This is a genomic window from Herbaspirillum sp. Her4, from assembly GCF_057961335.1.
The window spans coordinates 3,337,436-3,350,528 of sequence record NZ_CM176330.1 but is presented as its reverse complement, the minus strand read 5'-3'; the positions used below and the strand labels follow the sequence as shown (position 1 = coordinate 3,350,528).

General features: G+C 60.3%; 13 protein-coding genes, 3 tRNA genes and 1 riboswitch. Of the genes, 3 read left to right on the top strand and 13 right to left on the bottom strand.

What is annotated here, in order from left to right; genetic code table 11:
• Window positions 1-25: 25 nt before the first annotated feature.
• The 9 genes from rpmI to ACWFUC_RS15135 form a co-directional block, all read right to left on the bottom strand.
• Window positions 26-223 (bottom strand): 50S ribosomal protein L35, encoded by a 198-nt coding sequence (gene rpmI / locus ACWFUC_RS15175; RefSeq protein WP_006712688.1) that lies wholly within the window; start codon window positions 221-223, stop codon window positions 26-28.
• Window positions 224-519: 296 nt separating this feature from the next.
• Entirely contained in the window at window positions 520-1,041 is a 522-nt protein-coding gene (infC, locus tag ACWFUC_RS15170) for a translation initiation factor IF-3 (protein WP_083859511.1), read from the bottom strand.
• Between the two features lie 73 nt (window positions 1,042-1,114).
• Window positions 1,115-3,022, bottom strand: coding sequence for a threonine--tRNA ligase (thrS, locus tag ACWFUC_RS15165; protein WP_489625329.1), 1,908 nt, complete (start codon window positions 3,020-3,022; stop codon window positions 1,115-1,117).
• Between the two features lie 478 nt (window positions 3,023-3,500).
• Complete coding sequence (locus tag ACWFUC_RS15160) at window positions 3,501-3,908, bottom strand: response regulator (RefSeq protein WP_209580743.1); 408 nt, start codon at window positions 3,906-3,908, stop codon at window positions 3,501-3,503.
• A gap of 336 nt (window positions 3,909-4,244) precedes the next feature.
• A tRNA-Val gene (locus ACWFUC_RS15155) sits at window positions 4,245-4,321 on the bottom strand.
• 105 nt (window positions 4,322-4,426) lie between these two features.
• Window positions 4,427-4,503, bottom strand: a tRNA-Val gene (locus ACWFUC_RS15150).
• 138 nt (window positions 4,504-4,641) lie between these two features.
• Window positions 4,642-6,894, bottom strand: a complete 2,253-nt coding sequence (locus tag ACWFUC_RS15145) for a RelA/SpoT family protein (RefSeq protein WP_209569113.1) — start codon at window positions 6,892-6,894, stop codon at window positions 4,642-4,644.
• A gap of 3 nt (window positions 6,895-6,897) precedes the next feature.
• Window positions 6,898-7,248 (bottom strand): RidA family protein, encoded by a 351-nt coding sequence (locus ACWFUC_RS15140; protein ID WP_008328017.1) that lies wholly within the window; start codon window positions 7,246-7,248, stop codon window positions 6,898-6,900.
• Window positions 7,249-7,321: 73 nt separating this feature from the next.
• Window positions 7,322-8,188, bottom strand: coding sequence for an alpha/beta fold hydrolase (locus ACWFUC_RS15135; RefSeq protein ID WP_489625543.1), 867 nt, complete (start codon window positions 8,186-8,188; stop codon window positions 7,322-7,324).
• A 16-nt stretch (window positions 8,189-8,204) separates the two neighbouring features.
• Here ACWFUC_RS15135 and ACWFUC_RS15130 point away from each other — a divergent pair, with 16 nt between their 5' ends.
• Both ACWFUC_RS15130 and ACWFUC_RS15125 read left to right on the top strand, forming a co-directional pair.
• Window positions 8,205-8,366, top strand: a complete 162-nt coding sequence (locus ACWFUC_RS15130; RefSeq protein WP_489625328.1) for a hypothetical protein — start codon at window positions 8,205-8,207, stop codon at window positions 8,364-8,366.
• Between the two features lie 129 nt (window positions 8,367-8,495).
• Window positions 8,496-8,582: transfer RNA gene (locus ACWFUC_RS15125), tRNA-Leu, on the top strand.
• Between the two features lie 112 nt (window positions 8,583-8,694).
• On the opposite strand, the gene ACWFUC_RS15120 is transcribed toward ACWFUC_RS15125, so the two are convergent.
• Window positions 8,695-8,868 (bottom strand): hypothetical protein, encoded by a 174-nt coding sequence (locus ACWFUC_RS15120; RefSeq protein WP_227022621.1) that lies wholly within the window; start codon window positions 8,866-8,868, stop codon window positions 8,695-8,697.
• Between the two features lie 328 nt (window positions 8,869-9,196).
• On the opposite strand from ACWFUC_RS15120, the gene ACWFUC_RS15115 reads away from it, so the two are divergent.
• Entirely contained in the window at window positions 9,197-9,757 is a 561-nt protein-coding gene (locus tag ACWFUC_RS15115) for a DUF2242 domain-containing protein (protein WP_121039598.1), read from the top strand.
• A gap of 111 nt (window positions 9,758-9,868) precedes the next feature.
• Here the strand turns inward: ACWFUC_RS15115 and ACWFUC_RS15110 are convergent, their stop codons facing one another.
• The 3 genes from ACWFUC_RS15110 to ybaL all read right to left on the bottom strand — a co-directional run bounded on the left by ACWFUC_RS15110 (window position 9,869) and on the right by ybaL (window position 12,928).
• The gene (locus ACWFUC_RS15110) at window positions 9,869-10,183 is read right to left on the bottom strand and encodes a hypothetical protein (RefSeq protein WP_288066047.1); all 315 of its coding nucleotides are present in this window, start codon (window positions 10,181-10,183) and stop codon (window positions 9,869-9,871) included.
• 224 nt (window positions 10,184-10,407) lie between these two features.
• Window positions 10,408-10,932, bottom strand: a complete 525-nt coding sequence (locus ACWFUC_RS15105; protein ID WP_489625327.1) for a 6,7-dimethyl-8-ribityllumazine synthase — start codon at window positions 10,930-10,932, stop codon at window positions 10,408-10,410.
• A gap of 86 nt (window positions 10,933-11,018) precedes the next feature.
• A riboswitch (FMN riboswitch) is annotated at window positions 11,019-11,187 on the bottom strand.
• 100 nt (window positions 11,188-11,287) lie between these two features.
• Entirely contained in the window at window positions 11,288-12,928 is a 1,641-nt protein-coding gene (ybaL, locus tag ACWFUC_RS15100; RefSeq protein ID WP_489625326.1) for a YbaL family putative K(+) efflux transporter, read from the bottom strand.
• Between the last annotated feature and the right edge of the window lie 165 nt (window positions 12,929-13,093).

Sequence of the window (13,093 nt, the reverse complement as noted above, 5' to 3'; positions counted from 1 at the left end):
AGTAGCTCCTTAGTGTATGGTGAGGTTAAGCGAACGGCAGCATCGCGCGAACGGAATTCAGGTTCGTCTCATGGACGCCCTCGGTACCGCGCAGTTGACGCTTGTTCTTGGTGGTCTTCTTGGTCAGGATGTGACGCTTGAAGGCTTGACCGCGCTTGACGGTACCGCCCGGGCGGACGCGAAAACGCTTCTTCGCGCTGCTCTTCGATTTCATCTTAGGCATAGCAACTCTGTCCTTTCGGACAGCTCCATTTTTTGATGATTGCAGGTGGCAGCACGCTCGCTGCTCTTGGATGCCTGCTCTCACTTATTTGACAGCGGGTGAACCCGCTGCTTTTGCCTGACGCAGTTGCCTGCGCCCAGCAAATCCTTTGTCGGCCCTACACTGCCGCCACCGCCTGGATTGCCCTGGCTGCTGCGGCATGGACGACACCGGAGGGATGTCGTCCTGATACGGCTAGACTGAAACTGCGACGTACAACCTGGAAAAACGAAAAATATATAAACGTTATAAACGATTTATTTCTTTTTCTTGGGCGCCAGCACCATGATCATCTGGCGGCCTTCCATCTTGGGAAACTGCTCGACCTGGCCATACGGCTCCAGATCAGCCTTCAGACGCTCCAGCACGCGCATGCCGATTTCCTGGTGAGCCATTTCACGGCCGCGGAAACGCAGCGTGATCTTGGTCTTGTCACCCTCTTCCAGGAACTTGGTCAGGTTGCGCAGCTTGATGTTGTAATCGCCATCATCGGTACCCGGACGGAACTTGACTTCCTTGACCTGGATGACCTTCTGCTTGAGCTTGGCCTCGTGTGCCTTCTTCTGCTCCTGGTACTTGAACTTGCCGTAGTCCATCAGACGGCAGACCGGAGGTTGCGCAGTGGGCGCAATCTCGACCAGATCGACTTCAGCCTCTTCGGAAAGCCGTAAGGCTTCGGCCAGGCTGACGATACCCAGAGGCTCGTTGTCGACACCCGAAAGGCGCACTTCCGGTGCAGTGATCTCGCGGTTGAGGCGATGCGACTTGTCAGTAGCTATTGCAGTTTCCTTTTAAAATCCAATGAATTAAGCCGTGCTCTTGCGCTGGGAGGAAGCCCTAGGCTTCCCCGTCTCAGGCTTTGGCGGCCACCTCATCCTTGAGGCGCTCCACCAAGGTGTCGATGGACATCACGCCCAGATCGACATTGCCCCGCGCTCGCACGGCCACAGTGTTTGCATCCCGTTCTTTATCGCCGACAACCAGGATATAGGGCGGCTTCTGAATGGAATGCTGCCGTATTTTATAGGTAATCTTCTCGTTGCGCAAATCGGTCTCGACCCTAAACCCTTGTTTTTTCAGCGTTTGTGCAACGTTCTGCACATAATCCGCCTGCGCATCGGAAATATTCAGGATGACAACCTGCGTTGGCGCCAGCCACAAGGGCATGGCACCGGCGTGGTTTTCGATCAGGATGGCGATGAAGCGCTCCAGCGAGCCAACGATGGCCCGGTGCAACATCACGGGCACCTTGCGGTTGTTGTCTTCGGTGACATATTCCGCCCCCAGGCGCGCCGGCATGGAGAAGTCCACCTGCATGGTGCCGCACTGCCAGGAACGGCCGATCGAATCCTTCAGGTGGTACTCGATCTTGGGACCATAGAAAGCCCCTTCGCCCGGCAGCTCTTCCCACTCCGAACCGGAGGCGCGGATGGCTTCACGCAGCGCGTTCTCGGCCTTGTCCCAGACTTCTTCCGCGCCGATGCGCTTTTCCGGACGCAGGGCCAGCTTCACGGCCACTTCCTTGAAACCGAAGCAGTCGTAAACTTCACGCACCACGCGGTTGAAGGCAGCCACTTCTTCCTGGATCTGGTCTTCGGTACAAAAGATGTGACCGTCATCCTGGGTAAAGCCGCGCACGCGCATCATGCCGTGCAGCGCGCCGGAAGGCTCGTTGCGGTGGCACTGGCCGAATTCGCCGTAGCGCAGCGGCAGGTCGCGGTAGCTGTGCAGACCCGAATTGAAAATCTGGATGTGGCCCGGGCAGTTCATGGGCTTCAGGGCATAGGCGCGGTTTTCCGACTCGGTCGTGAACATGTTTTCACGATAGTTCTCCCAGTGGCCGGTCCTTTCCCACAGCGAGCGATCCAGGATCTGCGGCGCCTTCACTTCCTGATAACCGTTGTCCTGGTAGACGCGGCGCATGTACTGCTCCACTTGCTGCCAGATGGTCCAGCCCTTGGGATGCCAGAAGATCAGGCCCGGGGCCTCATCCTGGAAGTGGAACAGGTCCAGCGCACGGCCCAGCTTGCGGTGGTCGCGCTTTTCCGCCTCTTCCAGCATGTGCAGGTAGGCTTCCTGGTCTTCCTTCTTGGCCCAGGCGGTGCCGTACACACGCTGCAGCATCTCGTTATTGGAGTCGCCACGCCAGTAGGCGCCAGCCAGCTTCATCAGCTTGAACACCTTCAGCTTGCCGGTGGAGGGCACGTGCGGGCCGCGGCACAGGTCGGTGAAGCTGCCTTCGGTGTACAGCGACACGTCTTCATTCTGCGGAATCGAAGCAATGATCTCGGCCTTGTAAGCTTCGCCGATGGACTTGAAGTAAGCCACAGCCTCATCACGCGGCAGCACCTTGCGGGTGACCGGCTCATCCTTCTTGGCCAGCTCGGCCATTTTCTTTTCGATGGCTTGCAGGTCTTCCGGGGTGAAGGGACGCTTGTACGAGAAGTCGTAATAGAAACCGTTGTCGATGACCGGACCAATGGTGACTTGCGCCTCAGGGAACAGCTCCTTGACCGCATAAGCCAGCAAGTGAGCGGTGGAGTGGCGAATCACCTCCAGACCGTCCGGATCCTTGTCGGTGATGATGGCCAGGTCGGCATCCTTGTCGATCAGATAAGAGGTATCGACCAGCTTGCCATCGACGCGGCCAGCCAGGGCCGCCTTGGCCAGGCCGGTGCCGATGTTGGCGGCGACCTGCGCCACGGTGACCGGGTTGTCGAACTGGCGTTGCGAACCATCGGGAAGACGAACTGAAACCATTGTGCACTCCATGTCAGCAGCCTTGCTGCCTTGCCTGTTGAGGGTAATGTCGAAAAGAAGGACGAAAAAAAACGCGGACCAGCCGCGCTTTTTCAAAAGACGAAAAAGAACCCGACTAGCGTCGCGTGAAAACCTCGGTGGTAGTTCGCGGTGTCATAACCGGTTTGCCTTTCTCGCTCTTACAGATGAGGGGATGAATTCTGGAGGCCGCTGCCGACAAGGACAGATCAGACCGTGGCCGCGCATTATAGCAAACTTTGCACGGGCATCGTCACCACTCCCGCATGGCACCGCCGGGGACCGCCGTCACCACGGCCCTGCAGGTCGCCGCGACCTCCCGGAAACAGCGATGACAAGCAAACTCCGTCATCTTCGACAGCCGGAAACTCAAGCTTGATCCCCAAACGCAAAACGGCATCCGAGGACGCCGTTGATACGTTCTGGACCAGCTGCACCCAAATCCGGATTCAGCCGCCGATTACGCGTTGGCCATCGTAGCGCGCCGCGCCAGGATCTTTTCGATCTTTTCCTTCAGGGTGGCCGCCGTAAAGGGCTTGACGATATAGCCATCCGCGCCGGACTGCGCCGCCATGACGATGTTTTCCTTCTTGGCTTCGGCCGTGATCATGAGCACCGGCAAGTGCGCCAGAGAAGGCGTTGCGCGGATCTTCTTGAGCAGCGTCAGGCCATCCATGCCCGGCATGTTCCAGTCGGTCAGCACGAAGGTCACCGGCAAGGCACCCGCCTCCAGGATCTTCAGCGCGGAAGAGCCATCATCGGCCTCCACCATCTTGGTGTATTCGAGCTCCTTCAGCAGGCCGCTGACAATGCGACGCATCGTCGAAAAGTCATCAACCACGAGGAAATACTGATCATCTGCTGCCATAGGAAAATTCGCTGAACCGTGAAAATGAGGATTGGAGATGTTGTTGCCGAAAAAATTCGACGCAAGTGTAAAGCATTTTTAGATGCTTCCGCGAAACATCTGGCACATTCCTTCATGCGATGCGCTTTTTTACACCTGCGATTGACCCTTCGCAAAGCCAGGCGCGCAGCCGGAGCGAGATCAGCGTCAGCTGCAGTCAGAACACAGGAAAGGTGGAATGAAGTGAAAGAAAAGGAAGGCAGAAAAACAAAAAGGAAGCCGCCAATGCGCTTCCTTTTGTTGATTTCTGCAGTTTTCTTCAACCAACCCCTTTACCCCATCAGGAAGCAAACGAATTGGTAGGCACGATTGGACTCGAACCAACGACCCCTACCATGTCAAGGTAGTGCTCTAACCAGCTGAGCTACGCGCCTATCGAAGACTGCAAGAACTTGATAAAACAAAAAAGGAAGCCGAGAACGCGCCTCCTTTTGTTTGCTTCGCCCCAACTCACCCGCTCCGAATGGAACCAGAAGAATTGGTAGGCACGATTGGACTCGAACCAACGACCCCTACCATGTCAAGGTAGTGCTCTAACCAGCTGAGCTACGCGCCTAACGAAGAAGCGAGAGTATAGGAGGCTTTTCAAAATTTGCCAAGGGGTAAATGATGAAAAATTAAAAATAGTTAGCATATTTCGCCAAGCATCCAGCCTCCCTGCCCTCCCCTGACTGCACTAGCGGACGCCCGGGCATTACTGCCGCTTGGCCTCGATCACACCCTTGACCTCGCGAATCACCGTGAGCGCTTTCTGCAATTGCTCGGTCGAGCCGATCTCGGCCGTGAAGGCCATGCGCGCATGCCCCTTCACGCTTTGCGTGCTCACCCCGATCACGTTGATCTTGTCGCGCAGGAAGATATCGGAGATATCGCGCAGCAAACCCTGGCGATCGCTGGCCAGCACGAAGATGTCGACCGGATACACGGTATCGCGTGCTGGCGCGCCCCAAGTGGTCTGGATCACCCGCTCAGGCGCATGCAAGCTCATCTCGGCGAAGTTCTTGCAATTGACCCGGTGGATGGACACCCCCTTGCCGCGCGTGACAAACCCGGCGATCACATCCGGCGGTGCCGGCTTGCAGCAGCGCGCCAATTGGGTCAGGAGGCCATCGGTACCGACCACCAGCACGCCCGACTTGGCGCCTTGCACGATGCTCGATGCACGGCTCTTGCGCGTGATGAGGGCTTCGTCATCGATCTCGGGCTTCTTTTCCTCGCCCTGATGCAGCGCCTGCTCCACATGCCGCAGGCTGAATTCTTCCTTGGCCAGTGCCAGGCACAGGTCATCGACCTTGGCGAAGCCCAGCTTCTGGGCCAGCTCTTCGAGGTTGACGGCGGTCTTGCCTTCGCGCTGCAAGGTCTTTTCCAGCAAGCCGCGCCCGACGGAAAGCGTCTCCTGCTGCTCAATGGCATTGAACCAGGCGCGGATCTTGGAGCGCGTACGCGAACTGGCGGTGTAATCTGCACTGAGCCAGTCGCGCGACGGCCCCACACCGGGACCGCTCTTGGCCGTGATGATCTCGACTGTCTGGCCGTTCTTGAGCGTGGTGTTCAGCGGCACCATCACGCCATCCACCCGCGCCCCGCGGCAGCGGTGGCCGACATCGCTGTGCAGGTGATAGGCAAAGTCGATCGGCGTGGCGCCGCTGGGCAATTCGATCACGCGCGCCTGCGGTGTCAGTACATAAATGCGCTCGTCCAGCGTGGCCGACTTGAGCTTCTGCACCCAATCGCGGCGTACTTCTTCCTGGTCCACCACGGCATCGGTGACTTCGTTCTTCCAGGCCAGCAGCTGACGCAGCCAGGCGATCTTCTCGTCATATTTCTGCGCCGAGAAATTGGAGCCGCCGCTTTCCTTGTAGCGCCAGTGCGCTGCCACGCCGTATTCGGCGAAGTGGTGCATTTCGTGCGTACGGATCTGCACTTCCAGCGCCCGGCCATCTTCGGCCATGACCACCGTGTGCAGGGACTGGTAACCGTTCTGTTTGGGACGCGAGATGTAGTCGTCGAACTCTTCGGGAATCGGCGTCCAGATGTTGTGCACGATGCCCAGCACTGAATAACAAGTCTTCACATCATCAACGATGACGCGGAAGGCTCGCACATCGTAGAGCTCGGAGAAATCGATGGACTTGCCACGCATCTTGTTCCAGATGCTGTAGATGTGCTTGGGCCGGCCGCTGACCTCGGCGCGGATATCCTGCGCCGCCATCTCGGTGCGCAGGCGCGTGATCGCGTTGGCCACGAAGGCTTCGCGCTCCAGCCGCTTTTCTTCCAGCATCTTGGCGATGCGCTTGTAGGTCACCGGCTCCAGGAAACGGAAGGACAGGTCTTCCAGTTCCCACTTCAGTTGCCAGATGCCCAGCCGGTTGGCCAGCGGCGCGTAGAGATCGAAGGTCTGGCGCGCATACTGGGCGCTGGCTTCGTTCTCCTGCTTGGTCTCGGCGAAGTAGCGCAGCGTGGCCACGCGCGAGGCCAGGCGCACCAGCACCGCGCGCATGTCGGTGGCCATGGCCAGCAGCATCTTGCGCAGGGTTTCCACCTGGGCGGCGGCCTGCTGGGCAGCGTTCTTGCCGCGCAAAACTTCCTGGTTCTGCGGCTGGAAGCTCAGGCTGTGAAAACGCATCAGCTGGCGCACATTGCCCACCAGCTCGGCGATTTCCTTGCCGAAGCGTTCTTCCAGCTTTTCTTCCAGCTCGGGATGCAGCATCTGGGCTTCGAAGGCCAGCCCGGCGATGCGGGTGGCGGCATCGACATTGAGTGCCGTCAGCACGGTGGCCACCGAGACCGCGAATTGCAGTGCATTCTGCCCGGACAGGATCTGCCTGTCGGCATACAGCGGCTCGAGTTCGGCCAGCGCCTGCTCGACCCGTGCGACATCGTCAGGACCGAGGCCGGCGGTAATGGCCGCCAGGCCTTCGCCCTGGGTACTTGCAACCGAAACCATAAATTACTTCTGTGCAGCGACGATGATGATTTCCACCAGCAGTTCAGGACGGGCCAGCTTGGCTTCGACGGTGGCGCGCGGGGGCGCATTGCCGGGGGCGACCCACTCGTCCCAGACGGCGTTCATGCCAGCGAAGTCCTTCACGTCAGAGAGGAAAATCTGGCACGACAGGATCTTGGTCTTGTCGCTGCCGGCTTCAGCCAGCAGGCGGTCGATGTGACCCAGCACTTCGCGGGTCTGGCCTTCGATGTTCTGGGTGGCGTCTTCGGCGATCTGGCCGGCCAGGTAGACGGTACCGTTGTGAATGGCGACTTCGGAGAGACGCTTGCCGACGTGCAGACGTTGTACGGACATGAAATTTCCTTCCTAATAAAACCCGGCGGCAATGCGCGCCGGTGATGAAAGACGTAATCGGATCGGGAGCCGCTCAGCCCAGCAGGAACTGGCGCGCCACATCGATCTGCGGGGCATGCATGAAGGTGGGAGCGTGCCCCACGTCGGGCAGTTCCACCAGTTTGGCCTTGGGGCCGCGACGGGTCATCTCCTGTGCCACTTCCGGCAGCAGCAGGTCGGACTGGGCGCCGCGTACCACCAGGGTCGGACAGCGGATGGCGTCATAAGCTGCCCACAGCATCTGTTCGGCCGCGCTGGCGGCTTCCGGCGTGGTCAGCTTGAAGGGGACCGCCAGGCCCAGGTCGTAATGGCGCACCCACTTGCCCTCTTCATTCTGGCGCAGCACATCCTTGGCCAGCTTGTGCCATTCTTCATCGCTGTGCTGACCGAAACTGACGGAAATGGTACGGATGAACTGGGCGGCCTCCTCGAAGGTATCGAAGCGCACGTCCTGGCCGATGTAGTCGCCGATGCGCGCCAGGGCGGCACCGTTGATCGAAGGGCCGATGTCGTTGAGCACCAGGCGGCGGATGGGATTGCCCGGCAGCGAGGCCAGGCCCATGCCGATCAGGCCACCCATGGAGGTACCGAACCAGTCGACGATCTCGGCATCGGCGCGTGCCAGCAGGGTCACCATGTCGCTCACGTATTGCGGGACCGTGTAAAACTGCGGATTGGCCAGCCGTCCGGAACGGCCGCGTCCGACCACATCCGGGCAGATCACGCGATAGGTATCGCAGAGCTCGCGGGCCATGCGGTCGAAATCGTCGGAGACCCGGGTGACACCGTGCACGCACACCAGCACATTGGGATTGCGCGCATCGCCCCACTCCTTGTAGGCCATGGTATGCAGGCCGGCGGGCGAAATGCACTGCACTGTCTTGACTACCGCTTCAGTCATGGTGAGGGCCTTCCAGATGAAAGAAGTCGTCATTCTACCCTTTCAAGACAGCTTGTCGGCCGGAAATGGCAGCCTGGAACAGGAGGGAATGCTGTCTGCCGAAGGTAAACGACGCGACGGACGCGCCGGCCTCCGTCGCAAGAAAAATTCAGAAATTTCCGCAGGAAAAAACAAATGATGCGGCGCAAGTCGCTGCTATAATGCGTCCCTTTTCCGGCGGCCCTCGCCGGCATCGCGGCAGCACAGGCGATGACCAAGACAGTTCAGCCAGCCCACCTGCGTGCGGCATGGCGACGACTGCGAGACCGGGGGTATGGTGAAATTGGTAGACACAAGGGACTTAAAATCCCTCGGCCGCAAGGCCGTGTCGGTTCGATTCCGACTACCCCCACCACTTGATTCAAAAGAGATGACGAGTAAGGCAACGGGACACGGAAGTGTCCTTTTTGCGTTGGACTTGACCAAGTGCGCCAGCCAGGTCAGCCGACAGTGCCGGGGCCCGGCCGTCAGCGCTTGAGCAACTCCAGCGCATCCTCCGCCACGCTGCGCAGATTGGTGATGGTGGCATTGAGGTCGGCCAGCTCAGCCGGGGTGGGCGGCTGGTCCATGCCGTTCTTGACCAGCGAGGCCTTGATGATCGTTGCGGCCATCTGCCACGCAGCCTTATTGTGTGCGTCCACCAGCTCCTTCTGGATGCGCTCCAATTCCGCTTTTTGATTTTTATCCATGTTCCTTGACGAGGCCGTTTGCGAATGTGCACGGCTTGCCGCGCAGATTCATGATCGTCCCGATGGAAGACCACTCCCTATAATTTCCTAACATTACTTTCAGTCAGGCAATTCGACAAGTGATTTTACCTTCATGGCGCCGCCCTGCGCGCGTCTTCATTGACTGTTCTCATCAGGTGATACTTCATCTGTTACGGATCTTTACCATCCGCACAAACTCTGTACCAGCTGAATCCTTTACAATTCACGCCACCCCTCACTGTTGCTGGAGATCCGCTGCATGCCGCGCCCGCGTTTTTCTGTCCCGTTTTTCGTCATCACTGCCGCCACGCTGGGCCTGACCGCCTGCACCACCGGCAAGACCGCCTTCTATCATCAGGAGGAATTCAACGATACCAGCGCCTTCTCGCGCAGCTTCCCCGGCAGTGAAAAAGCCGTCTGCGAAGCCGCCCGCCGCGCCTTGCTGGGCCAGGGCTACGTCATCAGCAAGTCCACCGACAACACCCTGGATGGCAACAAGAGCTTCCAACCCGCCAGCGACAAACACATGGAAATCGCCTTCCACGTGGTCTGCGCCTCCAATGGCAACGGCAAAAGCTCGACCATGTTCGCCAGTGCCACCCAGGATGGCTACGGCATCAAGAAGAGCAACAGCTCGGCCAGCCTGGGCGTGAGCGTGTTGGGGTCGGTGTCGATGCCCTTTGCCGCCAGCGATGATTCAATGGTGCGCGTCTCCAGCGAAACCATCCGCTCGCCGGACTTCTACGATCGCTTTTTCGGCGCGGCCGAGCGCTATCTCCTGGTGGATGTCGATGACGACACCGCACCGGCGAAGAAATGAGGGATGCCTGATTTCAGCAGTGCACGATAGCAGAGCGTTGAATGAACGCGTTGTAGGAACGAAAAAATGGCGGCCTTCAAGCCGCCATTTTTCTTGCCTGCTGCCCGGGGATCAACGACCCCAGTAGCCGTAGCCCGGAGGCGGCGGCGGACGGTGCCAGTGACGATGATGGCCGCGATGGTAATACTCGCGCTCCACATACACCGGGGCCGGTGCGTAATAGACCGGTGCCGGGCGCACATACACCGGCGGCGGCGGGGCATAGACCGGGGCCGGCTGCACGTACACAGGCTGCGGAGCCACGTAAGCCGGGACGCCGATATTGACGCCGATGGAGACATGCCCGGCCATGGCCGGTGCTGCGGACAGACCGGCAACGGCAGCAAAGACAGCCATGCCGGCAATCAGGGAAATCGACTTTTTCACGATAGCTCCTCGTTGTTCTGAATGACGTAGCGTGACTATATCCCCCGAATCCTGACAACTCTAGGCGAAAGCCGTAAGGGTTGTAAGCAAATGCTTCACAAATGTTAATCACAATGTGAAGCAAAATTTGCCCACTTCCGCGCCCGGCGGGCGTTACCGACGGATCGCCCGAAATCGCTGCTTCAGCCGCCTGCATCAGAAGCGCAGACGGCCGGGGCCGGGCCTCAGGCCGCGTTCAGGCTGCGCTGCGCAGCATCGGCTGCGCGGACTTCCGCCAGCTTGGCGACCGTGGTGGCGCAAGCGTGCGCGGCTTCACGTCCCTTGACCAGGAAATGCTGGTGGAAGTAATCGTGATGCTCGCCGTGCGAGTGGAAGTGATGCGGGGTCAGCACGGCCGAGAAGACCGGCACTTCGGTCTCCAGCTGCACCTGCATCAGCGCCGAGATGACCGATTGCGCCACGAAGTCATGACGGTAGATGCCACCATCGACCACCAGGCCGCTGGCGACGATGCCGGCATACTTGCCGGTCTTGGCCAGGACCTTGGCGTGCAGGGGGATTTCGAAGGCACCGGGCAGTTCGAAGAAATCGATGCTGGAGGTGGGCCAGCCCAGCTTGGCCATTTCCTCGGTGAAGGCAATGCGGCACTGGTCGACGATGTCCTTGTGCCAGCTGGCCTGGACGAAGGCGATACGTTGACCGTGGTGGGAAGGTACGGCAGACAGATGCGATTGATGCGATTGCGACATGGTTCAGGACTCCTGTTCGATGAATAAACAGGGCGTGGGAATGCGCGGCCGCTCGCACCGCCAAAAAAGCGGCACGACACGGGACATCCCGTTCTCTTTCATCCGGACTATGACCGTCGGCCCCGGAATCACACCGGGTCTGCTGACCCCGGCTCGTCGTGGCGACAGGCCGGGCGCTCGCGGGCTACACGCAACACCGCCAGGTGCCGCCTGATTACCGCCGGTGGGGAGTTTCACCCCGCCCCGAGAACTTGTTGCCGCGCAGCGGACAAAGAGTCCGCCGCAACAGCAGCCGCGACTTTAGCACGTGAACAAAAATGCTGCAGGCGCGCAGCGCAAATCCGCTCGGCCGGCGTCAGGCACCCTGCCCCACCGACTCCAGCATGCCGCGGGCGATTTCGCGCTCGCCCATGATGACGCGCTGGGCACCATGCTTTTCCAGGTGCTCGATCTCGGCATCGGAATGGGCGCGCGCCACTACCTTCAGGCCGGCATTGAGTTCCAGTGCATTTTCGATCACCTGCCCGGCCTCGAACACTTCCGGTATCGCCACCAGCAGCCAACGTGCGCGCTCCACAGCGGCGGCCTTGAGCAGCTCGCTCTGGGCGGCATTGCCGTACAGCGCCGGCACACCATCCTGGCGCAATGCATCCAGATGTTCGCGCTGCGCCTCGATCACCACGAAAGGCTTGCCCTGCGCACGCAACTGCTCGCCGATGCCCCGGCCGACCCGGCCGTAGCCGACCAGCACCACGTGATCCCGCAGGTCGACCGTGGGCGGTACATCCTGCACGTCGGCAGGTTCGGCGTGGCGCGCCTCGTAGCGATCCAGCAGCGAGAACAGCAAGGGATTGATCAGGATCGACAGGATGGCACCGCCCAGGATCAGGTCGCGCGCCATCGGCGAGAGCAGGTCCAGCGACAGGCCGAGTGTGGCCAGGATGAAAGAAAATTCACCAATCTGCGCCAGGCTGGCGGAAATGGTCAGCGCCGTCGAATTCGGGTGACCGAATGCGCGCACGATCAGCCAGGCGGCCAGCGACTTGCCGACCACGATGATGAGCACGGTGGCCAGCACCAGCAGCGGTTCGCGCACCAGGATCGACGGATCGAACAGCATGCCCACCGAGACGAAGAACAGCACGGAGAAGGCATCGCGCAGCGGCAGCGATTCTTCGGCGGCACGGTGGCTCAGTTCGGATTCCGACAGGATCATGCCGGCGAAGAAGGCCCCCAGCGCGAAGGACACCCCGAACACATAAGCCGACCCCAGCGCAAAGCCCAGCGCGATGGCCAGTACGGCCAGGCGGAACAGTTCACGCGAGCCGGTATCGGCGATGCGCTCCAGGATCCACGGAATGACGCGGCGCCCGACGATGAGCATCACCGCCACGAAGGCCACCACCTTGCCCAGCGTCAGCCCCAGGGTCAGCAGCACGGCATTGCCGGAGAGTGCCTCGCCCTTGCCGCCCAGGATGCCGGAGAGCGCCGGAATCAGTACCAGCGCCAGCACCATGGCAATGTCCTCGACGATGAGCCAGCCCACGGCGATGCGGCCGCGCTGGGTTTCCACCAGGCGGCGTTCCTGGAGTGCCTTCAACAGCACCACGGTACTGGCCACCGACAGCGCCAGGCCGAACAGGAAGCCCTCGCCGAACGGCCAGCCCAGCAGCCAGCCCAGGCCCATGCCGAGCAAGGTGGCAATGGCGATCTGGGCCACGGCGCCGGGGATGGCGATGTTCTTGACCGAGAGCAGGTCCTTCAGCGAAAAGTGCAGACCGACACCGAACATCAGCAGGATCACCCCGATCTCGGCCAGTTCCTGGGCCAGGTCGGCGTCGCCGACGAAGCCGGGGGTGAACGGGCCGATGGCGATACCGGCCACCAGGTAGCCGATCAGCGGCGGCATTTTCAAGCGATGGGCCAGGGTCCCGAAGATGAAGGCCAGGACCAGGCCTCCGACAATGGTGGCGATCAGGGGAGTGTGATGGGGCATCAGTCAGGGTTCCTTTCTAAGGTGGATGAATTTGTTGGAGATGACTGTGTCACTGGCTGCCGGCCGGCTGCATGCCTGCGCGCAAACGCAGGCACGAACCTTCACAAAGACTAACACGCGCATGAATACGCGGGCATGACAGCCACGCAGGCGCCGTCGATGGCG

Coding starts and splice junctions, on each gene's coding strand:
- ACWFUC_RS15105 (WP_489625327.1), bottom strand. CDS start 10,932: ATGTCGCAATCGCATCAATCGCATCTGTCTGCCGTACCTTCCCACCAC.
- ACWFUC_RS15135 (WP_489625543.1), bottom strand. CDS start 8,188: ATGACTGAAGCGGTAGTCAAGACAGTGCAGTGCATTTCGCCCGCCGGC.
- ACWFUC_RS15130 (WP_489625328.1), top strand. CDS start 8,205: ATGAAAGAAGTCGTCATTCTACCCTTTCAAGACAGCTTGTCGGCCGGA.
- ACWFUC_RS15140 (WP_008328017.1), bottom strand. CDS start 7,248: ATGTCCGTACAACGTCTGCACGTCGGCAAGCGTCTCTCCGAAGTCGCC.
- rpmI (WP_006712688.1), bottom strand. CDS start 223: ATGCCTAAGATGAAATCGAAGAGCAGCGCGAAGAAGCGTTTTCGCGTC.
- ybaL (WP_489625326.1), bottom strand. CDS start 12,928: ATGCCCCATCACACTCCCCTGATCGCCACCATTGTCGGAGGCCTGGTC.
- ACWFUC_RS15145 (WP_209569113.1), bottom strand. CDS start 6,894: ATGGTTTCGGTTGCAAGTACCCAGGGCGAAGGCCTGGCGGCCATTACC.
- ACWFUC_RS15115 (WP_121039598.1), top strand. CDS start 9,197: ATGCCGCGCCCGCGTTTTTCTGTCCCGTTTTTCGTCATCACTGCCGCC.
- ACWFUC_RS15160 (WP_209580743.1), bottom strand. CDS start 3,908: ATGGCAGCAGATGATCAGTATTTCCTCGTGGTTGATGACTTTTCGACG.
- thrS (WP_489625329.1), bottom strand. CDS start 3,022: ATGGTTTCAGTTCGTCTTCCCGATGGTTCGCAACGCCAGTTCGACAAC.